Annotated in this window: 20 protein-coding genes; 4 read left to right on the top strand and 16 right to left on the bottom strand. The window is 35.0% G+C overall.

The features are described from left to right. Positions 1-151 precede the first annotated feature (151 nt). Positions 152-898 carry a hypothetical protein gene (locus tag LZQ00_RS09790; protein WP_234509072.1) on the bottom strand — a complete coding sequence of 249 codons (747 nt, stop codon included), beginning with the start codon at positions 896-898 and terminating at the stop codon, positions 152-154. 86 nt (positions 899-984) lie between these two features. Next, on the bottom strand, positions 985-2,163 hold the full coding sequence (locus tag LZQ00_RS09785; RefSeq protein ID WP_234509071.1) for a DEAD/DEAH box helicase: 1,179 nt from the start codon (positions 2,161-2,163) through the stop codon (positions 985-987). Between the two features lie 211 nt (positions 2,164-2,374). On the opposite strand from LZQ00_RS09785, the gene LZQ00_RS09780 reads away from it, so the two are divergent. Then, entirely contained in the window at positions 2,375-4,792 is a 2,418-nt protein-coding gene (locus tag LZQ00_RS09780) for a thiamine pyrophosphate-dependent enzyme (protein ID WP_234509069.1), read from the top strand. 17 nt (positions 4,793-4,809) lie between these two features. On the opposite strand, the gene LZQ00_RS09775 is transcribed toward LZQ00_RS09780, so the two are convergent. The 5 genes from LZQ00_RS09775 to LZQ00_RS09755 all read right to left on the bottom strand — a co-directional run bounded on the left by LZQ00_RS09775 (position 4,810) and on the right by LZQ00_RS09755 (position 10,057). Further along, positions 4,810-5,670, bottom strand: coding sequence for an ROK family protein (locus tag LZQ00_RS09775; RefSeq protein WP_234509068.1), 861 nt, complete (start codon positions 5,668-5,670; stop codon positions 4,810-4,812). Next, positions 5,657-6,763, bottom strand: coding sequence for a chorismate synthase (aroC, locus tag LZQ00_RS09770; RefSeq protein WP_234509067.1), 1,107 nt, complete (start codon positions 6,761-6,763; stop codon positions 5,657-5,659). The genes LZQ00_RS09775 and aroC overlap by 14 nt, the downstream gene beginning before the upstream one ends. A gap of 69 nt (positions 6,764-6,832) precedes the next feature. Further along, positions 6,833-8,080, bottom strand: coding sequence for a 3-phosphoshikimate 1-carboxyvinyltransferase (gene aroA, locus LZQ00_RS09765; protein ID WP_234509065.1), 1,248 nt, complete (start codon positions 8,078-8,080; stop codon positions 6,833-6,835). Next, positions 8,080-9,186, bottom strand: coding sequence for a chorismate mutase (locus LZQ00_RS09760; protein WP_234509064.1), 1,107 nt, complete (start codon positions 9,184-9,186; stop codon positions 8,080-8,082). Before LZQ00_RS09760 ends, aroA begins: the two co-directional genes overlap by 1 nt. A 46-nt stretch (positions 9,187-9,232) precedes the next feature. Next, complete coding sequence (locus tag LZQ00_RS09755) at positions 9,233-10,057, bottom strand: prephenate dehydratase (RefSeq protein ID WP_234509062.1); 825 nt, start codon at positions 10,055-10,057, stop codon at positions 9,233-9,235. Positions 10,058-11,360: 1,303 nt separating this feature from the next. Between LZQ00_RS09755 and LZQ00_RS09750 the strand changes: the two genes are divergently transcribed. Genes LZQ00_RS09750 through LZQ00_RS09740 form a run of 3 tightly spaced genes read left to right on the top strand, consistent with a single transcriptional unit; the run spans position 11,361 to position 13,689 of the window. Continuing rightward, positions 11,361-12,224, top strand: coding sequence for a DMT family transporter (locus tag LZQ00_RS09750; RefSeq protein WP_234509061.1), 864 nt, complete (start codon positions 11,361-11,363; stop codon positions 12,222-12,224). Beyond that, complete coding sequence (locus LZQ00_RS09745) at positions 12,221-12,838, top strand: IMPACT family protein (protein ID WP_234509059.1); 618 nt, start codon at positions 12,221-12,223, stop codon at positions 12,836-12,838. The genes LZQ00_RS09750 and LZQ00_RS09745 overlap by 4 nt, the downstream gene beginning before the upstream one ends. After that, the gene (locus LZQ00_RS09740) at positions 12,835-13,689 is read left to right on the top strand and encodes a nucleoside phosphorylase (protein ID WP_234509057.1); all 855 of its coding nucleotides are present in this window, start codon (positions 12,835-12,837) and stop codon (positions 13,687-13,689) included. The genes LZQ00_RS09745 and LZQ00_RS09740 overlap by 4 nt, the downstream gene beginning before the upstream one ends. A gap of 35 nt (positions 13,690-13,724) precedes the next feature. Here the strand turns inward: LZQ00_RS09740 and rodA are convergent, their stop codons facing one another. The 9 genes from rodA to LZQ00_RS09695 form a co-directional block, all read right to left on the bottom strand. Then, positions 13,725-14,990, bottom strand: coding sequence for a rod shape-determining protein RodA (gene rodA / locus LZQ00_RS09735; protein WP_234509056.1), 1,266 nt, complete (start codon positions 14,988-14,990; stop codon positions 13,725-13,727). After that, complete coding sequence (gene mrdA / locus LZQ00_RS09730; protein ID WP_234509054.1) at positions 14,983-16,959, bottom strand: penicillin-binding protein 2; 1,977 nt, start codon at positions 16,957-16,959, stop codon at positions 14,983-14,985. The genes rodA and mrdA overlap by 8 nt, the downstream gene beginning before the upstream one ends. 35 nt (positions 16,960-16,994) lie before the next feature. Beyond that, entirely contained in the window at positions 16,995-17,513 is a 519-nt protein-coding gene (locus tag LZQ00_RS09725; protein ID WP_234509052.1) for a rod shape-determining protein MreD, read from the bottom strand. After that, the gene (gene mreC / locus LZQ00_RS09720; protein WP_234509051.1) at positions 17,506-18,348 is read right to left on the bottom strand and encodes a rod shape-determining protein MreC; all 843 of its coding nucleotides are present in this window, start codon (positions 18,346-18,348) and stop codon (positions 17,506-17,508) included. Before mreC ends, LZQ00_RS09725 begins: the two co-directional genes overlap by 8 nt. 93 nt (positions 18,349-18,441) lie before the next feature. Continuing rightward, positions 18,442-19,467 carry a rod shape-determining protein gene (locus LZQ00_RS09715; protein ID WP_021191193.1) on the bottom strand — a complete coding sequence of 342 codons (1,026 nt, stop codon included), beginning with the start codon at positions 19,465-19,467 and terminating at the stop codon, positions 18,442-18,444. Positions 19,468-20,038: 571 nt separating this feature from the next. Beyond that, a complete protein-coding gene (locus tag LZQ00_RS09710) occupies positions 20,039-21,691 on the bottom strand; it encodes a DNA polymerase/3'-5' exonuclease PolX (RefSeq protein WP_234509049.1) in 1,653 nt (550 codons plus the stop codon). 1 nt (position 21,692) lies between these two features. Continuing rightward, positions 21,693-23,009, bottom strand: coding sequence for an NAD(P)/FAD-dependent oxidoreductase (locus LZQ00_RS09705; protein ID WP_234509047.1), 1,317 nt, complete (start codon positions 23,007-23,009; stop codon positions 21,693-21,695). A gap of 266 nt (positions 23,010-23,275) precedes the next feature. After that, positions 23,276-23,605 carry a 2Fe-2S iron-sulfur cluster-binding protein gene (locus LZQ00_RS09700; protein ID WP_234509045.1) on the bottom strand — a complete coding sequence of 110 codons (330 nt, stop codon included), beginning with the start codon at positions 23,603-23,605 and terminating at the stop codon, positions 23,276-23,278. Positions 23,606-23,607: 2 nt separating this feature from the next. Then, entirely contained in the window at positions 23,608-24,612 is a 1,005-nt protein-coding gene (locus LZQ00_RS09695) for an NAD(P)/FAD-dependent oxidoreductase (RefSeq protein WP_234509044.1), read from the bottom strand. Positions 24,613-24,617 lie beyond the last annotated feature (5 nt).

Here is a 24,617-nt window from a genome sequence, read left to right as displayed (position 1 = left end):
GCGCTATTTTTTTATTTTTTTGATAAATCTTTAAGATATATATATCTAAATTCTACAGATTGGCTCTTTTTGCGGAAACACAAATTAACTTATGGAATAGGGTCCAATGTGTACAATGAAGCCGATCGAAAATAGACGTTTGATCCTCATCCTACAAAGCCATAAAACCATTCTCTACTGTTTGCTCATCAACACCGATGTAGGAATAATGACGAGGTAAAAACCACGAGATAGAAGACATGATTTCTTTAAAATCTTTCTCGGTTTGGAACATGGTCGGTGTAATATTAAAAACTAAATCTTGGCTAACCAGATTTTCATCTTCGTAATTTCTTGCGATTAACATAATCTTAGGGTCTTTGATTCCCATGTTGATTAAGTATTCTCGCAAGTTATGACGTAAATCCTGAGGAAGAATTGTTTCAGAAGGTTGACCTACCAATATTTGTTCATCTTTATTAATATGCGCTTCTTCCGTCTTTTTAGAGAAGATAGAATCGTCTGTATAAAATTCGTTATTTAAATGAAAGTTGACTAAATCACCGTAAGAGAATATCCAATCAGGTTTTTCTTGATGTGCATTGATCGCGATACCCATTCCTTTTTTTAGGAGAAAACTTTTCAATCTATTTTTGATAACAAATGCTTGAAAATTTTGATCTTTTGGTGCATTTTCTAGTTGAAAATAGGGATAGCCATCTGGGCCGATGATCACTTCGGAATCGGCTAATTGAAAAGTTGATTCACCGATATTCTCTAGAAATTCAGCTACCCATTTTTCATCACGTTCATGAAAAGGAACTTCAATCAAGGAATTAATGATGATAGTTTTTGAAAGATCTCCTAGCAGATTTTCGGTAGAATCTTCGCTGTCGTTAAATAAATGTATTGTACTCATATTAAATTTCAATCCTGTAATGATTAGTAAAAATAGGTATTTTTATTAGGAATGGGTTATAGGTCGACCTTAACAATTTGAATTTCTTATTTTTTTCTTCTCTTTCCCTTTTTTAATTCGCTCGTAGAAATCATTTTTTGCCAACTTAATACATAAGGATGTTGGTCTTCGATTTTGATCTGCTTATTTAATGCTAATTGAAGCTGGATCCACTTGCTGTTATCTTCTGCATCACAAAAAGTATAGGCTTTGCCTATAGCTGTGTTGCGTCCTGTTCTTCCAATTCTATGGGTGTAGCCTTCAGCAGTATCCGGAATTTCATAATTAATGACAACGGGCAGATTTTCAATATCTATACCTCTTGCAACAAGATCCGTAGCCACTAATATGTGTATCTTTTTTTCTTTAAAGTCTGTCAATATCTGGATTCTATTTTTTTGAGATTTATCAGCATAAAGTGCTTCAGCACGGATTTCTTCTCTTTTTAGATCTTGCACAATTCGATCTACAGCATGCGTTGTTCTGCTGAATATTAATATTTGATCTGCAGGATTTTGTTGAATTAGATAGTTGATCAGCTTCTTTTTATCTGTTTTGTCGACATAAAATACTTTCTCTTCGATATTCGTATTCTTTTGATCTGTGGTGATCTCTATTCTGTATGGGTTTTGTAACGTTTTATTTGCAATCCGCAAGAGATCATTTGGAAGTGTTGCCGATAAAAATAGATTTTGTCGATCTTTTGGTAAGTGGTTTAGAATTTGATTGACTTCTTTCATAAAGCCTAACTGTAACAGTTGATCAAATTCATCAATAACAATCGTATGAATAGCCTCCAATAAAATTTTTCCTTGAAGAAAGAGATCTAATAAGCGACCTGGTGTTGCTATAATAACAGAGGGGTGTTGGTTGAGCTCCTCTATTTGTTGATCGTAAGATTGTCCACCACAGATTAATATCGTTTTAACGGCACTGTTTTGTGCTAAATCATTAAAGCGTAATTGTGTTTGAATGGCTAACTCGCGAGTTGGATTTAGAATGAGCGTTTTGCTACTAAGTGGAGTTTCTTTTGTTAAATAACGCTGTAAGATAGGAATTGAAAAAGCTTCTGTTTTTCCTGTTCCAGTAGGTGCAATCGCCAACAGGTCATTTTTCTTTAATATTTGGGGAATGGCAAGTTCTTGAATCGGAGTTAAATTTTTTAAACCCGCTTGATCTAAAATGTGTAAAAGATTAGAATGGATATGAAGTTCTTGAAATTTCAATTTACTATTTTTTTATTTTATCAAAGATAAGGTTTACCGATTAAATTGATAAAAATCTTTAGAAGAGTATATACGAGCGAATTATAAGCGCGAATTCTGTTAAACAAATATTTATATTGTTTAACTAGGCTTCTCCAATTTTTTATTAATGTTAATAATGATTATTTTAGAATTTTATTTTTATTAAATTTGTTGGAAACTGAAATATAGTATGTTGGAAACCACATTAGACCACAGCAGTGATTTAACTTCAGAACTAAGTTTTGACGACTTTAAAAAGATCATTGTTCAAGATTATAAGGTTGCAGTAGAAAGCAGGTATGTTAGTCTATTGGGGCGTAAGGAAGTCTTGACTGGAAAGGCAAAATTTGGAATTTTTGGAGATGGAAAAGAATTGGCACAGATTGCTGTGTCTAAAGTATTTCAAAAAGGTGATTGGCGCTCTGGTTATTATAGAGATCAGACATTGGCTTTTGCGAGTGGATTGACTACGATTTACCATTTTTTCTCCCAATTATATGCGCATCCTGATGTTGAACATGATCCTTCTTCTGCAGGTCGACAAATGAATTGCCACTTCTCCGTACGTGTCATAGATGAAGATGGTAATTGGTTGGATCAAACAAAACAAAAGAATACGTTTTCAGATGTTTCGACTACAGGGGGCCAAATGGCTCGTATTTTGGGTTTAGGCCTTGCTTCTAAATTATACCGTGAGAATGCTAATCTATCGTATTTGAAATATTTTTCAAATGGAGGTAATGAAGTTGTTTTTTGTTCAATAGGGAATGCTTCTACTTCTGAAGGTGTATTTTTTGAAGTTGTCAACGCAGTAGGAGTAAAACAAATACCTGTTGTTATTTCTGTTTGGGATGATGGTTATGGTATATCTGTGCCAAATGAAGTCCAAACAACAAAAGGAAGTATTTCCGAAGTATTAAAGGGTTTTCAAAAAGAGAACGGATCCAATGGATTTGAAATCTTTAAAGTAAAAGGTTGGGATTATCCTGGACTTTGTGAAACGTATGAACGCGCCACAAAATATGCCAGAGAAAATCATACGCCTTGTATTGTACACGTAGTCGAATTAACACAACCTCAAGGACATTCTTCTTCAGGTTCTCACGAACGCTATAAATCTAAAGAACGTTTAGATTGGGAATTGGAGAATGACTGTATTGCGAAAATGCAAAAATGGTTAATTGACTCAGCTATTGCTACAGCAGAACAATTAAAAGAAATAGAAGATGAGGCGAAGGAGTTTGTTAGACAAGAACAACGTCGCGCTTGGTCAGATTATAATAAAGCATTGGCTATTGATGCCGCTCAAGCGATTGACTTATTAAGTCAGATTGATAATGAGTTAGTCGAATTACCTTTAAAACAATTGCAGTCGTTAACAGAACCCTCTCTCAAAGAAGTATACGGTACTGTTCGTAAAGTTATTCGTGAATTGAAAGGGAAAGAAGTTTCTGGTAAATCTGAATTATTAACGTGGTATAAACAGCAACAAGAACTCAATACAAAAAGATATAATTCAAAACTTTTTACAGAAGGGGTTGATAGTCCCAGTCATATCGAAGTGATCGCTCCTGTATATTCAGATAATTCAAAAATTATTGATGGACGTGAGATTTTAAATTTTTGTTTTGAGCAGAATTTTTCAAGAGATGAACGATTATTAGCATTTGGTGAGGATGTTGGTAAAATAGGAGATGTTAATCAAGGTTTTGCCGGATTGCAAGAGAAATTTGGAGAGCTTCGAGTTTTTGATACTGGAATTAGAGAAAATTCAATTATTGGAAAAGGTATTGGTTTAGCGATTAGAGGTCTTCGACCTATTGCCGAAATTCAATATCTCGATTATCTTCTTTATGGGATTACCGTTGCGAGTGATGATTTAGCAAGTTTAAGTTATCGTACCTTTGGTGGTCAGAAAGCACCTGTCATTATCCGTACGCGTGGGCATCGTTTAGAAGGAATTTGGCATTCAGGATCTCCGATGTCGATGATCTTAGGGACATTAAGAGGTTTGCATATTTGTGTTCCACGCAATATGACGCAAGCTGCAGGTATGTACAATACATTATTTAGATCTGATGAACCTGCACTCGTTGTCGAATGTTTAAATGGCTATCGTTTAAAAGAACGTTTGCCTGATAATATTGGCGAATTCACCATACCAATAGGTTATGCGGAGCGGATCAAGGAGGGTACTGATATTACGGTGGTTTCTTATGGATCTACGTTACGAGTTGTTGAAGAAGCAGCTATGGAATTGGATCGGTTAGGGGTGAGTGTTGAGATTATCGATGCGCAAACGTTGCAACCTTTTGATAAAGCACAGTTATGTGCTACATCTTTAAAAAAGACAAATAAACTGTTAGTTGTAGATGAAGATGTACCAGGGGGTGCCTCTGCTTTTATCCTGCAACAGATATTAGAAATACAAAATGGCTATTATTTATTGGATAGTCAACCGAGAACATTAAGTGCTAAAGCACATCGCCCTCCTTACGGGTCTGACGGAGATTATTTCACAAAACCATCTAGTGATGATATTGTAGAAACTGTTTTTGAAATGATGAATGAGGGTTATCCAGATAAATATCCCTCACTTTTTAACTAAGTAAGGGATATTAAATTTTAAGAGAATTGAGCTGCTGCTCCAATAATAGCAGCCTCTTCTCCTAAAGTTGCGTTATAGATATGAAAATCTTGGATTAGATTTTTCTTTTGATCTAAAAATAGGGGTAATGCTTTAGAGATATTACCCCCTATGATAAACTCATTACAACTATATTTTTCACTAAAGAACTTTAGGAAATTAACGAGATTGGTTCCATATTCGTCACAAATGACAGGAAATGCTTTGTGATCTTGAAATTCTGTGATAATCTGTTTAAGCCCCGAGACTTCAATACCCGTTAATTCTTTAAATCTTTTTATAAACCATCTGGTTACTAAAAACTCTTCGAAAATTGAATCCTGATAAGGTGTATTCCATAGATCTGCATCAAAGGATTTATCGCCATTATTCCAAACAGCAGAACCAAGACCAGTTCCTAATGTAATACCAAGGACATTATTTTTGGTGTTTAAATTTTGAGCGAATACTTCGCCTTGTAGAAAAGCTGCAGCATCATTGATAAAGTGAATATTTTGTGTTGGTATCCCAGTTAATTCTGACAATGGTGTTTTTACATCCATTTTATAGAGCTCATCATATTTACTTTGTCCAAACATGAGGGAAATTCCATTTTCATAATCAAAGGGGCCTGGCATAGCAATACCAATATGTTTCACTTTGAAATCTACAGAGTTTAAACAAGCATTAATGGTATTTGCCCAAGTATGAAAAATCGATTTAGCATTTTCCTGTGAAAAAACGTGGTTTCTCACCACGTTATCAGAAAGTATTTCCCAATGCAATTGATTAACTAACGCTGCGGTAATATGTGTGCCACCAATATCAACGCCTAAAATGAATTCGCTATTTTCTGACATTTTTGTAAATAGATTGTTTTAATAAATGATCTGCAATCACTAATGCTGCCATTGCCTCGACAATAATAACGGCTCTTGATACGACACATGGATCATGTCTACCTTTGCCTTGTACGGTAGCTTCGTTGCCACTTGAGTCAATGGTTTGTTGATCTCTCATAATTGTTGCAACAGGTTTAAAAGCTGTTTTAAACGTAATATCCATCCCATTTGAGATGCCTCCCTGAATTCCTCCAGAAAAATTCGTATGGGTCTTTACTTTATTGATATCATGTTCATCGGATACAAATAGGTCGTTATGTTCGGAACCTAATAATTCGGAGCCTGCAAATCCAGAACCATATTCAAAGCCATGAACAGCATTAATGCTCATCATAGCTTTTGCTAGATCAGCGTGGAGTTTGTCAAATACGGGTTCTCCCAATCCAACAGGTACATTTCTAATAATCGTTGAAATACGTCCACCCACTGTGTCTCCAGATTTACGAACAGAATCAATGAAAGCAATCATTTCATTTGCTGTTGCAGGATCTGCACATCGCGCGATATTTGCCTCTCTCAATGTTAATAAGGAAGTTAGATCTTTGGTATCCAAATTTGGAGATTCAATTTTACCAACGCCAGAAACGTGTGCAAAAATTTCAATTCCATATTGTTTTAAAAAAGATTTGGCAATAGCTCCTGCAGCAACGCGAGCCGCGGTTTCTCTTGCCGAAGAACGTCCCCCTCCACGATAATCACGATGACCATATTTCATATGGTACGTATAATCTGCATGTGAAGGTCTAAAAATATCTTTTATATGTGAGTAGTCCTTGGATCTTTGATCCTCATTAGGGATCAGTATGGCAATAGGCGTTCCTGTTGATTTTCCTTCAAATACACCAGAAAGAATTTGTGCAGTATCGCTTTCCTTTCTTTGCGTGGTTATTTTTGATTGACCTGGTTTACGCTTATCCAGTTCTGATTGGATAAACTCTTCGTCAATCACGATATTTGGAGGGCAACCATCTAAAATAACACCAATCGCTTTTCCATGTGATTCCCCAAAAGTGCTAATTCTAAATATATCGCCAAATGAATTTCCTGCCATGATTTAATATAATTTCTATAAATATAGGTAAAACAGCAATGATAGGAGTATCATTGCTGTTTTTTTTTGCTAATCAATGATAAATTTTTGATCAGCTAAATGTTTCCAAAAATCTGGATACGATTTTTCGACAACATGTGGTTCTTCAATTTTAATACTTTTGAAAATTAATGAAAGAGGGGCAAATGCCATTGCCATTCTATGATCTTCATAGGTGGCAAAAGAAACGTCCGTTGGTTCAAAAACTTCATCCGTTTTGATATGATAAGTCGTGCCATCTTCTATCAGTTTGGCACCGAACTTTCCAATCTCCATTTGTAATGCTGCAATTCGATCTGTTTCTTTAATTTTCAGTGTTTCTAAGCCTGTTAATGAGATATCTCTTCTTAAAGCGGCTGCAACAACAACGACCGTTTGTGCCAAATCTGGACATTCTTTTAAGTCAAAAAATGTCTTTCCAGAAGGCTCACTAACCTTCGTCAGATGTAATCCATCTTGTTCAAATGATGAAGCTACACCAAAATGGCTCATGATCTCGACGATAGCGATATCTCCCTGCAAGCTATTTTTTTTCAATCCAGGAAGAACAATAGAGCCAGCTTTAGATAGGGCTACGATGGCATACCAATAGGAAGCTGCGCTCCAGTCTGGTTCCACATATATGGTTGCTTCTTGCGTTTCTTGAGGAGCAATATGGATGGTGTTATTTTGCCATTCAGATTGAATACCTACTTCCTTTAGCATATTCAACGTCATGGTGACATAAGGTCTTGACGTTAATTCTCCTTCGATTTCAAGTGTCAATCCTTTTTTTAATGAGGAAGCGATCAGCAATAAAGCCGAGATATACTGGCTGCTGATATTTCCTTTAATCGAAATTTTATCTTTTCCTTGAAACATACCTCCTTCAATTTTAAGAGGAGGGAAGCCAGATTTTGCTTCATAATGAACATCAGCACCAATTGTTTTTAAGGCATCTACCAAAATTCCAATAGGACGTTGTTGCATGCGTTCAGATCCCGTCAGGATAAAGTTACCTTTTATTAAATTGAGGTAAGCGGTCAAAAAACGCATTGCTGTTCCAGCCGGACCGATATCAATGGTGTTGAATCCATCTTGAGGCGTAGCTGCTTTTTGAAGAGCCGCCGCTAGGGTAACCGTATCGAAAGCATCCGAGAGATTTTGTATAGCAACTTTCCCTTTACCCAAAGCCTGTATAATGAGGGCACGGTTACTCTCTGATTTTGAACCAGTGAGTTGAACCGTGCCATGAATACTTTTTGATGGGTGAGAAAGTGTAATCACCTGTTGACTCATTATGCCTCCGCTGTAGGTTGAGCATTCATGATTGCATTTTGCTTACGAATGGATTCATTGTGAACTAATTCTAAGAATTTTACTGCGAAATCATTACTCAAAGTTAAAGCTTCTGCAAGTTGTGTACGTTTTTGGATAATTTCATCCCAACGGTTAACTTGTAAGATCGTTACATTGTTATCACGTTTGTACTCACCAATTTTTTCAGCGATTTTCATACGCTCACCAATTTTTTGGATAATCAAGTCATCTAACTTATCGATACTGCTACGTAATTCTGCTAATTTATCTTCAAAAGCAGGATTATTAGACTCCGCTTTACGTAAGTTTAAATGATCAATTAAATCTGATAATGCAGCAGGTGTAACTTGTTGTTTTGCATCTGTCCAAGCAACAGAAGGATCAATATGAGATTCGATAATTAAGCCTTGTAAATCCATATCCATTGCTTTTTGAGAAATGTATGGTAATAGCTCACGGTTACCACAAATATGACTAGGGTCATTGATGATCGGTAACTCTGGGCATAAAGATTTCAATTGGATGGCTAAATCCCACATCGGTTCATTACGGAAAGCAGATTTTTCGTAAGAAGAGAAGCCTCTATGAATGGCACCTAATTTTTTGATACCAGCACGGTTCACACGCTCTAGCGCGCCTAACCATAATGATAAATCTGGATTCACAGGGTTCTTAATAAGAACAGGAATATCAACGCCAACTAATGCATCAGCAATTTCTTGAACAGTGAATGGGTTTGCAGTAGAACGCGCACCGATCCATAATATATCCACTCCAGCAGCTAAAGCTTCTTCCACATGTTTTGCAGTTGCTACTTCAGTAGCTGTTAGTAAACCTGTTTCAGCTTTAGCTCTTTTCAACCACTCTAAACCAATAGAGCCTATACCTTCAAATTCTCCTGGACGAGTACGAGGTTTCCAGATACCTGCACGTAACACGTTTACTTTACCTGTATTGGCTAATAAATGTGCTGTTGATACTAATTGATCTTCTGTTTCAGCACTACAAGGTCCTGCGATGATTAAAGGTTTGTCGCCTGTATCTAACCAAGATTTCAAAGGGACAATATCTAATGTATTTTTCATTTATATTTTGAGGTTTTTATTTTCTAAAATTATAGTTCATTAATTCTTAAATGCGATCATTTTTTACATATTCACCCATGATATTAAAGTTGATGCTATGTTTTAATACTTTCCGTATGGCTGCATCATAATCCGATTGTTTCTTCCATTCGACATCAACAAAGAAATCGTATTCATTTCTTTTTCCAATGACAGGCATGGATTGAATCTTGCTCAGATTTACATTCTGTTCTGCAAAGCATTGTAAAATCGCGGCTAAAGAACCGACAGAATTTCCTGTTTGAAACGATAAGGAAGCTTTATTTGCATTTTTTTGATCTTCTACGTCATGCGATAATACTAAGAAACGTGTACTGTTCTTTTTGTTCGTTTCAATTTTTGCTTCCAGTATATTTAATCCATATGTTTTTGCAGCAAGTGTACCTGCAATAGCAGCAGTATCTGTTAACTTTTGATTGGCTACTTTAGCAGCGGAGGCAGCAGTATCAGAACTTTCAGAAATTTTGGCATCAGGCAATTCTTGTAAAAACTCTTCACATTGACGAATGGCCATCGGATGAGATTCTATATATTTAATATCCGAAAGCTTAACTCCTGGTAACGCTAATAAGTTCTGATGAATACTTAATGCAATCTCACCAACAATATTGAATTTATAATCTCTCAATAGATTATAGTTCGGTAGTATACTGCCAGCAATTGAATTTTCAATAGCCATCACGACATAATCGACTTTCTTTTGCTTTAATAATTCGCATGTTTTTTTGAAAGTATCACATTCGATGGTTTCGATATCTTCACCAAAATATCGAAATGATGCTTCCTCATGAAAAGAGGCTTTTACTCCTTGTATTGCAATTTTTAAACTCATTGTCTTTTTTATATGTGCATTATAAAAAGCAAAAGTTCCGATGTTGACCGGAACTTTTGCTTTTTAATATCTTGTGATTATACAAATTCGTTCCAGCCCTTATTGTTTAAAATAAAAGTAACTAAAAAAATATGTATGGTTTCGTGTCATTATTTCTTCGTTTCGATATTTCAAATATACAGGTATTTTTTATAAAAACAATAGAAATATTAAATATTTTTTTTAAACTAATTTTTGCTATTTATTGTATATAAAAACTAGTGATTTTTTATGCACTTTTACCATATAAATATCATCATTAATTTAAAGTATTTTTTTATAAAAAAATGCTTTAAATATTGTTTAAATGTATTTATTAACTTATTTGTGTCTATTTTTTAATGTGTTTTTTGTTAAAATATATACTATATTATTTCTTGTATTTTTAATATAAAATTCATTTAAAATAGGTAATTTTTAATGATATATGTTCGATTTTTTATCATTATTTATGACTATTGTTTACTGTTTTTAATGTCATATTCAAGGTAATTATGATCCACTTATTGGCAAATTCACTCAAAATCTTCTGAAAAATAATAACTAGGCATACATGTAAAAGAGAGCAACTGCTATAGAGTACAAAATAGAATTATGCACAATGCAGAGGAGTAATAAGCAACATGATGTAAACATATAGTCGTAAGAATTCTAATCCTGTACACTTCAGGTCGGAATGTAAATATTCAACCGTTTAACTATCCGAATGCTGTAAGGATAATTCAGTATAAGACATAGTAAAATAACTCATATCTAAAACGCAGCTCATACGCACTTGAACCGTACCTTATTCGCTTTTCTTCGAACGAGGTACGAACAAGGTACGAATGAGGTACGAATCAGCTCCCTACTATTTTACCAGTTAATTTTAAGAATATCCAGAATAGGTATGGATATAATTGTGTTTAAATTAGATTTATAGAAACCATAAACAGCTATTATAGCTGATTTTTGATGTAGAAAGGTTTTAAAACCTAGCAATGATTGATTAATTGCTATATCTAGCATGTATACAAAGCAGAGGGGGTGCAATACGCTATTTCAAGAAAATGCTTTAGCAAACATACGGCTAGCGGGAGAAGTCAATAGGAATAACGGATCGCTAATGATTATTTGGAGTATAAAATTGTTACTGTTATTGTGATGTAAAACAATAAGTCTTCTTGCATAATGCAGGCGCAGGTGTAGAAATATGCAGAATATTTCGTAAAATTGGGACAGAAGACCTATGAAATGCAATTGATCTTCGGAATTATTTAAATTTATGATTTTTGTCCTTTTAAGTGTTTTATGTAGTGTAACAGTGGCTGTTTTATTAAAGTATGCAAAACTTCTTCAGTTAAGTACAAAACAAATTATTGTTTGGAATTATCCTGTTGCCGTTTTACTAACCTACTTTGTATTGCAACCCCAATTGGAGATTGTCCATTTTCAAAAAATACCATGGGAACTCTATGTCCCTTTAGCAGTTTTGTTACCTAGTCTTTTTATTTTTATTTCGTTAGCTATTCAATACACGGGATTAGTGAAGGCAGAGATTGCCCAGCGATTGTCTTTATTCATTCCTTTACTAGCCTCTTTTCTGTTATTTTCAGAGACTATTAGTTGGAATAAGGGTTTGGGTATCTTTGTCGGTTTATTAGCGATAATCTGTTCTATAGGTTGGCAAAAACATGCTGGAAATAGAATGGATAGGAGAGGAACAATTGTCTACCCATTGTTGGTCTTTGTTGGGATGGGGATTATCGACATTTTTTTTAAACAGATTGCGCTAAATAAAACCGTACCCTATATTACCGCTATGTTTATTGTTTTCGTTTTGGCAATGGGTGTGGCATTTTTATTTCTTATTTATTTTTTAGTTATAGAAAAGCAGCGATTTTCTATAAAATCTTTGCTTTTAGGGATTTTGTTGGGAGTTTTTAATTTTGGAAATATTTTATTCTACATGAAGGCACATCGTGCAATACCGGAAAATCCATCTATTGTATTTACAGGTATGAATATTGGCGTCATTTCATTAGGTGCTTTAATAGGTGTATTGTTGTTTAAAGAAAAGCTAAGCTTTGTTAATAAAATTGGTTTAGGGCTTTCTATTTTATCTGTTTTAATTATTACATATTTGTGAGTTTATTTGAAGATACTTATCGCACCATTGAAAATTGTGCAGAGGGAATATTTCGTGATAAGGGAAGTAAATTTATTGCTTATGCCTACCCATTTACGCATGAGGATCAACTGAAAGATATTTTATCGGAAGTAAGGGCATTGCACCCTAAAGCGCGTCACTTTTGTTGGGCATACCGCATAAGTCCAGATCGCAACGTATATCGCCTCAATGACGATGGAGAGCCATCAGGAACTGCTGGAAGACCTATATTGAACGTTTTATTGTCCCAAGATGTAACGAATATTATTATTGTTGTTGTTCGTTATTTTGGAGGAACTTTACTCGGAGTGCCAGGACTAATCAATGCCTATAAAACAGCGACACAAGAGGTTTTAGCAGTACTTGATATCGTTGAAAAAACCGTTAATGATCACTATAAAATCGAATTTGATTACCTCGTGATGAATGACGTGATGCGGATTATAAAGGAAGAAAATATAACGGTGGGTAAACAAGTTTTTGATAATAGCTGTTATATGGAGGTAGAGGTTAGAAAAATGCAAGTGAATAGTGTGTTTGCTCGTTTTGATAAAATTGACAATTGTACACTTACATACTTAAGAACGATATGATAAATGATTCGGAATTAATTTTGAATAAAGATGGTAGTGTTTACCATTTGAATTTGTTACCAGAAGATATTGCGGAAACAATTATCACTGTTGGAGACCCTGATCGAGTAGGTAAAGTGTCGCAGTATTTTGATCGTATTGAACTTCAAAAAGGAAAACGAGAGTTTATTACCCATACTGGATATATTGGAAGTAAACGTATTTCGGTTATTTCAACTGGTATAGGAACGGATAATATTGATATTGTTTTTAACGAATTAGATGCTTTGGTTAATATTGATTTTACGTCAAAACTATTGAAACCAAAGTTGACCAGTTTAAATATTATTCGAATAGGGACGTCTGGAGCTGTCCAAGAAGATATTGAGATGGGAACTATTTTAGCGTCATCATTTGGAATCGGTTTTGATGCCCTGATGCAATATTATGTGAAACCATATTCAGTAGAAGAGAAGACGCTAGAAAAAGCAATATGGGAATATTTCCCTGGTTTGTATTTGAAACCTTATGTGGCTGAAGCAAGTACTAACTTATTGGATCAATATGCCTATGATTTGCCAAAAGGAGTAACAATGACATCTCCTGGATTTTATGCACCTCAGGGAAGAAAAGTACGTTCAGAAAATACCTTCTCAAATTTGATTGAATTAGCGAATACGTTTAAATCAAAAGAATGGAGAATAACCAATTTAGAAATGGAAACTGCTGGAATATATGCCTTATCACGTATGTTTGGGCATAAGGCATTATCCATTAATGCCATCTTGGCAAGTCGGGTAGCGGGTCAATTTAGCTCAGAACCAGATCAGGTTGTCGATAGAGCAATTAAACTGATACTCGAAAGAGTGTAGGGGGAAAAGAAACTTTAAATAGAAAAGGAATGGTGTTAAACAATTCCTTTTCTATTTGAATCAAACTTCAGCATAATGAATAGCAAGATGGTGAAACTCCACAAGGAGGACCCACCATAGCTAATGAATGGTAAAGGAATACCAATTACAGGAACAATTCCTATGGTCATTCCAATATTAATGAAGAAGTGGAAGAATAGGATAGAGGCTACTCCATAGGCATATATCCGAGCAAAAGCAGAACGCTGTCGTTCAGCAATGTGAATAATACGCAATAATAGTGTTAGGTAAATGCTGATTAACACGACACAACCTACAAATCCCCATTCTTCCCCAACGGTACAGAAGATAAAATCTGTACTTTGTTCTGGTACAAAGTTATACTTCGTTTGCGTTCCTTGTAGATACCCTTTTCCTAAAAGCTGCCCAGATCCAATGGCAATTTTTGATTGATTTAAATTATATCCTTGTCCTTTGGGATCATCCATTTTCCCAAGGATAATATCGATACGATTTCTTTGATGGGATTGTAATACATTGTTGTAAACAAAACCTACACATAATATAAACGCGGAAGAAACGGCAAAAAGAATTCCGAGATTGATTAAATCTTTTCTTTTCTTTCTCAATGTCCACATGAAAAAAGCAGCAATGATAGCAAGAACAGTAATTAAAATCCACGGATTTATTAATAAGGAAAGCACAAAAAGGACAATACATAATCCACCAAAAATCAGAAAACTGTTATTGACGTATCCCTCTCTATAAAACACAAATATGAGTGAGAAAAATGCTAGTGCAGAACCTGTATCAGGTTGAAGCATAACCAAAAATACAGGAAATAGAACAATTCCTGCACCGATCGCTAATGTTTGTAAATTTGGATTTTTATTACTTTGAGAACTCAGGTAATTTGCGAGGAGTAGACAGGCAGCAAGCTTTCCAAACTCAGAAGGTTGAAGTCTAAAACTACCCAATGGTATCCAGGCTTGATTACCGCCTACATTTCGACCAACAACTAGTACGACTATCAGTAGTAAGATAACCACTGCATAAATTATAGGAGAAACAGAGCTGAAAAATTTGGCGTCAATAATGAGAATCGTGATACCTAGTACGATTGCAGAAGCAATATACATCGACTGTTTACCATAATTTGTTGCCATATTAAATAATCCAGGATTTTCAGGATCATATACTGCCGCATGAATGTTAAACCAACCGATTAAACATAAAGCGAACCATAAAAAAATGGTTAACCAATCTATTTTTCCGAAAAAACTATTTTTTTGGTTATTCATGATTTCTCCTTACCGCGCTATGGTGAACAATTGTTTCTCTTTGATTTATCGCAACCAGACGATTCCCATTTCTTGTTGTATCTTTTTTAGATTTAGTCGAATCTGTTGTTTTTTTCAATTCCGTAGCTTTTGGATCAACTTTTTTGGCAGGCATAAAATTGGCCTTAAATATGCGATCTTGGACATATTTTGGAGTTGTTATGGTATCCTTAATATATTTTTCAATCATCATACTGGCAATCGGACCAGCCCATACTCCTCCAAAACCCGCATTTTCAACAAATATGGCTATGGCAATTTTTGGATTATCTCTAGGAGCAAAAGCAAAAAATACGGCATGATCCTTTCCATGTGGGTTCTGGGCAGTACCTGTTTTACCACACATTTCAATGCCAGGTATGCGATTGGCCCAGGCTGTTCCTTCTGGTGTGTTGACGGCATCACTCATTCCTTGTATGATTAGAGGATAATATTTTGCATCTACGCCAGCACTTATTTTTTCTGTAAATTCTTTTTTAACAATCTTCTTTTCTCCAATTCCTTTTATTAAATGGGGACGATAATAGAATCCTTTATTGGCTACTATAGCCATAATATTGGCCATTTGAAGTGGCGTTATTCCCATTTCTCCTTGACCAATAGACAAGGAAATATTGAATGATGAACGCCATTTGTCATTACCATAGCTTTTGGTGAAATGATCAGACTTATAGAGTAAACCTCCCTTTTCTCCTGGTAAGTCGATACCTAATTTATGTCCAATACCAAATTTAGAGATGGCTTCAAACCACAGATCATATGCTTTTGGACCAGATAATCCACGGCCATCGATCATGCGGGCATATACGTTACCGTAATAGGTATTGCAGGATACTGCAATGGATCTTTGTAAGCTTGTCGCTCCATGATAGTGGGTACAACGCATGAATCCCCTTCCTCCACCGTAACTATAACCGTGTGCGCAAAAGAAATTTGTATTTTGATCAATAAGACCAGCTTGTTGAGCTGTTAGGGCAGAAACTACCTTAAATACAGAACCAGGAGGATAAGATGCTTGGATCGGGCGATTAAATAACGGTTTAGTTTCATCATTTAACAGTTTCATGTAATTATTTCCTGTTTCTCGTCCTACCATATCATTAGGATTGTAGCTGGGACTACTCACATAAGCTAAGACTTCACCCGTTGCAGGTTCAATCGCAACAATAGATCCCAGCTTGTTCTTCATGAGCTTTTCTCCCAGTATTTGCAGCTCTTTGTCTAATGAAGATACAAGACCTTCCCCCGATACCGCTAAGGTATCATATCTGCCTTCCATGAATACACCTTTAGGTCTATTTAAAGCATCCACCATCAGGTTTTTAACACCTCTTTTTCCTCTCAATAAGTCTTCATAAGATCGCTCTACACCACTACGACCAATATAATCTCCAGAACGATAAAAGTCATTTGAAGATTGGATGTCTTTTTCTGTTACCTCGCTGACATAACCCAAAAACTGTGAAGCAATACTATCTGGATAACTACGTACTGTTCTATTCTGAATATAAAACCCCCTAAAGCGATATAAATACTCTTGCAAACTAGCATAAGTACGAGAAGATAGTTGTTTTTCAAAAGCAGAGGCGCGGTAAGGAGAGTGAGCCTTAGCTTTCTCCATTCGTTTAATAAATCCTTCTTTATCAATATCAATTAATTGGCAAAGCAAAGCAGTATCTATTTCTTTAGCTTCTCTCGGGGTAACCATCAAGTCGTACACAGGTTCATTTTGCACTAACACTTGACCATTACGATCTAATATCACTCCACGAGCAGGATATACAATAACTTTGCGCATCACATTGCTATTTGCTGAGCGCATATAAGAATCATCAATAATTTGAAGGTAAAATAGTCTAGCAATGATCAATAATGCAACACTAATAATGATCCCTTGAATTACGAATTTACGTGCAAAAAAACTATTCATAGATTCTTTTTCTCCTGTTTTTAAGCTATGGACTATTAAAGTCTGCTTTTCTTTTTATAAAAAAGGAAACTAAAAATTAGTAAAATAGCCATTGTAAAGATACAACTTAAGCCAATAGTTGCTATGGTATATGGGAATTGTTTGAAACTGAATGTTTCTAACATAACAAGAACAATGTGATGGATTAAGGTTCCGAAAAAGGTATAGGACAAAAACCATTTGAAATTCATTTCGCCTAAAGCAGGAGTGATGAATGATTCCATATCATTGTTTTCAATTGTAATTTTTAGAAAAAATACCCGAAACGCAGCTAAAGCGACACAAGCTGCGGCATTGACTCCCAATGTATCATAAAAGGCATCCACGGATAGCCCTGTTAAAAAAGCAAGTGTAAATAATACAAAGTTCGGTATTCCTGTAGGTAGCAAAAAGATAAAAAGAATGTAGGGAAAGGGGCTAGCTAAATTATAATAGCCAATATTTTTAAACAAAAATACCTGCATGCCAATAAGCACAAAAAATCGAACGATATTAAAAAGTAGTATTCTAGCCATTGTCCTGATTCGTTGCTTCTACTTGTTGTAATTCTTTTGCTAAAAGATCTTTCACAACGTAGACATGTTGAAGGTTTGAAAAATTAGTGCTTAACAGTATTCTTAAATCCAAGAAAGAATCTCCTGAAGATATGCCTGTTTCTACAACAGCACCTACCAGTATTCCTTTTGGAAAGTGTGCAGAGTAGCCTGATGTATATACTTTTTCAGCTTTCTTAACTTTTACGTGATTTGGAATTTCTTTTACCATCGCAAAACGATAATCGACATTATTTCCCCAAACCAATGATCCAAAGATGTCTGTATTTTCCAATGTAACGGATATTTTAGTATCTGGATGTAGGAGAGATTGAACAGTTGAAAAATGCGGGGTAACATTTAAAATAATACCCACAACTCCGTTAGGAGCAATAACACCCATTCCTTTTTCTATTCCATCTAATGAACCTTTATTTAAGGTTAAATAATTACTTTTTTGATGAATACTATTGTTGGTGACACTGGCAATAATAAACTCATATCGTCCAAAATCGCTACTATCTATAGTAGGACGTTTTAGCATAGGTACAGAGTCAGTTGTCAGGTAATTTTCAAGTTTAGCTCTCAAGGATGCATTTTCTTTTACCAGAGCGTCATTGGTTTCTGTCAACGATAGATAACTTTTCCAGGAGTTTACTTTAGCATAAATATTCCCGATAATTCTATTGGAAGAGTTAAGGGCACTTGCGCGTTGGAAAGTATTGTTTTTAACAACTAAAAACATAGAAAATCCAAAAAATAGGATAAACCAAAAGAAAGCGTTGTAACGTCTAAGGAATAACCAAAGGGTTCTCATTGTTTGGTAATTATTACTAGTTGCTATTTAATAAAGAAGCGATATAGTGAAAAATCAACTATATCGCATATAAAATTTTAATGTGAGTGGCAATTACGATTGCATTAAGAATTTAAATCTTCCGATATTTTTCAATGCGATGCCAGTACCACGAACAACGGCACGAAGAGGATCTTCTGCAATATGTACAGGTAACTTAGTCTTTGCTTGAATTCTTCTATCTAAACCTCTTAACAAAGCTCCTCCACCTGTCAAATAGATACCTGTTTGATAAATATCAGCAGATAATTCTGGAGGTGTGATTTCTAAAGCTTTTAAAATTGCTTCTTCAATTTTTGAAATAGATTTGTCTAAACAATGTGCAATTTCTGTATAAGAAACAGTAATCTGTTTCGGAATACCAGTCATTAAATCACGTCCTTGAACAGCGAAATCCTCAGGTGGATCTTGTAACTCTGGTAAGGCAGCACCAACTTCGATTTTGATCTTCTCCGCGGTACGTTCACCAATCATGATATTATGCTGTCTACGAATGTACTGAACGATATCAGAATCAAAATTATCTCCCGCAACACGGATCGATTGATCACAAACGATACCTGAAAGCGCAATAACAGCAATCTCTGTTGTTCCACCACCGATATCAATGATCATATTACCCATAGGCTCTTCTACATCAATACCGATACCTACTGCGGCAGCCATAGGTTCGTGGATTAGATATACTTCTTTAGCACCTGCAATTTCTGCAGAGTCACGTACGGCACGTTTCTCAACTTCAGTAATTCCCGATGGAATGCAGACAACCATTCTTAAAGATGGGAAAAACCAACTTTTTCCATTATTCACTAATTTCACCATTCCACGAATTAAATGTTCTGCGGCAGTGAAATCTGCAATAACTCCATCTCGAAGAGGACGTACTGTTTTTATATTATCATGCGTCTTTCCTTCCATTTGCATTGCCTGACGCCCGATTGCAATTACCTTGTTTGTGGTACGGTCAAAAGCTACAATTGAAGGTTCATCGACTACTACTTTATCATTATAGATGATTAAGGTATTTGCTGTACCTAAATCGATGGCAACTTCTTGCGTAAACCAGTTAAATAAACCCATTTGCTGTATGTTAAGCTACTTTTTATTAATATGCAAACCTACTGAAAAAATATTAATCTTTAGGAGTAAGTAATGAAAATTTTTTGAGAATTTATTACTCTTTTAAAGATTCTTATGCTGACATGAAGTAAACGATTAAAAAGCTATTTTCTTATGTTTTTGATTTTTTAATTAATCTCTTTCGACATCAATATAGTCATTAAAAGTGTCAATCATTATATTTTCTTTAGATAGCTCTGGTATATTTTATGTTTGATCGTTATTGGTACTATTAATTACTTTTAACGTATTTTTTGAAGACCTCATAAAAATAGATATTTCAAAATTCCTGATTATATTTTTCCATTTAGCGTAGATTTTACCTTGACCTTGTCAAAAAACCTTGTAGAAAATTTATTTTTGTTGGTTAATAATTGAGTGTTTGAGATAAAGGGTGATAAAATAACAATTGTGATTTAAATAAGTTAGGTCTTCAATACATTATATAGAGTCATATATATTTAATATAACTGTTTTTTGCAATTATTTCGCTAATCTTATTGGGGTATTGGTATTTAGAATGTAGAAATTGTTATTTTTTAGCGAAAAAGCTTTCTATTTCCTCTAGAGAAAAACTGTTCAAGCAGTTTTTAGCACTCAAACCACCTTTTCTTGCAGCGAAGACCCCATAATGCATATCGCGTAATCCTTCAGTTCGGTGTGCATCTGGATTGATCGATAATAATACACCTTTTTCCAGTGCATAACGATGCCATCTCCAATCTAAATCCAAACGTAATGGATTTGCATTGATTTCAATGACAACTTGATTGGCTGCACAAGCATCAATAATTTTTTTGTAATCTATCGGATAGCCTGATCTACTTAATAAAAGACGGCCTGTTGGGTGACCTAATATAGTCGTATAAGGGTTTTCAATTGCCTTCAATAATCGCGCAGTTGCTTTTTCCTCCTCCATCTTCAGATTGGAGTGAACGGAAGCAACAACAAAATCAAAACCGGCAAGAATTTCATCTGGATAATCCAATGATCCGTCAGAAAGAATATCCGATTCAATTCCTTTGAAAATTTTGAAAGGTGCTAATTGTTGATTGAGTTGATCGATCTCTTGCCTCTGTTGTTGAACGCGCTCAATCGATAATCCATTGGCATATACCGCAGTTTTAGAGTGGTCGCAAATTCCAAAATAAGAAAGTCCAAGATCTTCTTTACAGTATCGAGCCATCTCTGCCAAACTATGGGCACCATCACTATAGGTCGAGTGATTATGCAAGGTTCCTTTTAGATCTTCAAAAGTAATTAATGTTGGTAATTGATTTGTTTTTGCTAATGTTACTTCATCTAAACCTTCCCGTAATTCAGGTTCGATATACGTTAACCCATGTGCCGCATATATTTCTTCTTCAGATCCTAAAGGTGTAATTTTTTGTTGATCAAGTAGTTCGATATGGTTTTGTGAACCTGTTGTTAACAATAAGTTTTTATAAAAATCTTGCGAAGTAGTCACGTAAATATGAAATGAAAATCCATTTTCGTCTTGAAAAGAGATATAATCATTGTCTTCTTTTACATGATTGGGGTAAGTACGATGGATATACTGTAATGTTGCTTCTTTACTCGCATCTAAAATAATATCGATAGCACTTAAGACTTCACATTTTCTACGAAAATCACCTGTAAATGAACTATGGGTAGGAGATAAGCTTTGCTGTAAGGATTTTAATGTTTGATCTGCATGTGCTAAAGCTTTTGCATATAAAAACCAACCTTGGTTGGAAATAGAGAATTCAATAGATTTTTTGATTTCCTCCTGCGTTTTTAATCCAAAACCCTTAGCCTCTATGAGCCTGTTTTCGTTGCAGGCATATAGTAATTCTCCTACACTTTCAATCTCTAGATCATTCCAAATGATTTGAATTTTCTTGGGGCCTAAACCCTTTATGTTAAGCATTTCCAAAATACCTATTGGTGTAATGCTTAACATGGAATCTAATTCATCAAAGGAGCCTGTTTCTACAAGTTTCTTGATTTTTTCAGCGGTACTTTTTCCGATACCGGGTTGTGCACTTATTTCTTCAAAAGAAGCATTTTCAAGTTGAAAAGGAACTTTATCTAATTTAAAGGATGCGCTGGCAATTGCTTTTATTCGAAAAGGATTTTCATTATGTAATTCCATTAATTGACTACATAATTTGAATTTTTTAGCAATTGTCTTGTTATCCATTTTAGTGATTTTCTAATACTTCCTCTATCTTTTTTTCTGGAGTTGGTTGTTTGTATTTATAAAAAATCAAACGTACACCCGAGTTCTTGGTGAAAAATTTCACCGTCCAGTTGATAAAGGTAATCACTTTGTTTCTAAAACCAAAAATAGACATTAAATGAACAAACATCCAAACGATCCAACCGAAGAATCCGTTGAAATGTATTTTACCCATATCGACAACAGCTTTAGCACGTCCAATAGTAGCCATAGAACCTTTGTCGAAATAACTGAATTTTTCAGTAGATTGATTATTCATCACTTTACTGATGTGTTCTGCTACATACTTACCTTGTTGTTGTGCTGCTGGCGCAACACCTGGTAGTCCGCGGGGAAGATCTTCTGTAATAAAGGCCGAAACATCCCCAATTGCATATACATTTTCCATATCCAATACACGACATTGATCATCGGTTTGAATACGATTGCCACGTTGAATATTCTCTTTTTTGAAGCCACTTGGAAATTGACCCGCAACACCTGCACCCCAAATAACTGTTTTTGTTTCTATCGTACTTCCATCACCAAATGATATGGCAGTTCCATCAAAACCTGTAACAGAAACGTTTAATAATATTTTAACACCTAAGGCTTTTAAATATCTTTCAGAATCTTCAGCAGATTTCTCAGATAAGTTCGCTAATACTTTACTCTGACCCTCAACTAAGTAAACGTTCATTTCCTCTTTGCGAAGTTCAGGGTAATCTTTCTCTAGTATATTATTTCTGATTTCAGCGATTGCACCAGAGAGTTCAACGCCTGTTGGGCCACCACCAACAATGACAAAATTTAGAAATGGTTTGCGTTCTTCAGGGTTCTCAATTTGAACAGCCTCTTCCAGATTTTGCAAAACAAAACTTCGGATGTTTAATGCTTCCTGAATGCTCTTCATTGGTAAAGCATATGTTGCAATTTGTTGATTGCCAAAAAAGTTTGTCGTAGCACCAGTCGCAACAACTAGATAATCATATTCGAAGTCACCGATATCTGTTTGCACTAATTTATTGGAAGAATCAATATGTTTAACTTCTGCAATTCTAAAACTAAAATTCTCTTGAGATTTGAACATCTTACGAACAGGGAAAGAGATCGAATCTGCGGATAACGTACCCGTAGCAACTTGGTACATTAAAGGTTGGAATGTATGAAAATTATTTCTGTCTAATAACAGCACTTCTACATCCTTATTTTTTAACTTTTTAGCAACTTCAATTCCACCAAAACCTGCGCCAATGATGACTACTTTTGGGAATTTTGTATCTGAACGATTGCTTAGCATATTATCTAAAATTTATATAAAATATTCGGAAAATTGTAATCCTTCTGCAAATATCTTAATTTTCCATTCAAAAAGCTAAAATATCTTTAGGCATTACTGCTTTTTATTGTCATTTTTATTAGTGATTTGTATTTTCGTTATTTTGTTATTTTTGTTAAGTCTTGTTAATCAATCTATTGCAGATCAAATTAATTGCATAGTCTATTAATTCGATCTGCTGTTATTTTTTTAAATTAAGGTGTATAAAGTACACTTTGTATTATTTGTTATTGAAGCGCGCCTTTGATTTTAATACTTAAACCTTCATTTTCATTTGTTAATCGTAACTGACACGCTAAACGGCTATCGTTATCTGCATCTGGCAAGGTGTCCAGCATATCTAATTCTTGATCCTGGGGTTCTGGTAGGTTTTCTGCTCCAGATTTAATTTGTACATGACATGTGGCACATAAAGCCATTCCTCCACATGTTGCTAAAACCTCATATTCTGAAGCTTTCAACAACTCCATTAAGGATAAGTTAACATCTGTGGGAACTTCAATCACCTGCGTCGTGCCATCACGATCTTCAATTTCTATTTGAATAATATCTTCCATCATTAAAAAGTATTGATTCCGTTTACAGTCGTATATTTAAAGCTTAACTTTTGATCTGGATAAACATATTTGAATGCACTTTGTGCCATTAATGCTGCTTCATGGTAACCACATAAGATCAGCTTCAGTTTTCCTGCATAGGTATTGATATCGCCAATCGCATAGATACGTTCCACATTGGTAGAATAATCCATTGTATTAACTTCAATTGCATTCTTATCAATATTTAATCCCCATTCTGCTATCGGTCCCAATTTTGGTGTCAAACCAAACAAGGGTATGAAATAATCCGCTTCCATTTTAACTTCTTCTTTCAGTTTATTGGTTGCGATTACGTGTGATAGATTCTCCGCACCATGTACATCAGCAAGATTGTGAGACAATAACAGATTGATTCTACCTTTTTGGGCAAGTTCGTACACTTTATCTGCCGAATCGGGAGCTCCCCTAAAAGAATCGCTACGATGGATCAACGTAATCTCTTTTGCAATATCCGTTAAATAAATCGTCCAATCTAAAGCAGAATCTCCTCCACCTGCTATCACAATCTTCTTATCTCGATAGGATTCAGGATTTTTGACCATATAATCGATTCCTTTTCTTTCATATTTAGCTAAGTTGACAATTTCTGGTTTTCGCGGTTCAAAACAACCTAATCCACCGGCAATAACGACAACTTGACAATAAATTTTGGTGCCTTCAGAACTTATCACGATATAAGAACCGTCCTCTTGTTTTTCTAAACCATCAACACGTTCACCTAAGGTAAATGTCGGTTTAAATGGTTCAATTTGTTTCATTTGATTCTCAATCAATTCCTGCGCACGGATCGTTGGATAACCGGGGATATCATAAATTGGTTTATGTGGATATATCTCTGATAATTGACCTCCAACTTGGGGTAAAACATCAATAAGATGGCATCTCATTTTTAATAAACCTGCTTCAAATACAGCAAATAATCCGACAGGACCAGCGCCTATAATACATATGTCTGTTGTAATCATATTAC

Origin of the sequence: Sphingobacterium sp. SRCM116780, from assembly GCF_021442025.1 — a bacterium.
Classification (GTDB): domain Bacteria; phylum Bacteroidota; class Bacteroidia; order Sphingobacteriales; family Sphingobacteriaceae; genus Sphingobacterium.
This window is presented reverse-complemented; position numbering and strand designations above follow the sequence as displayed.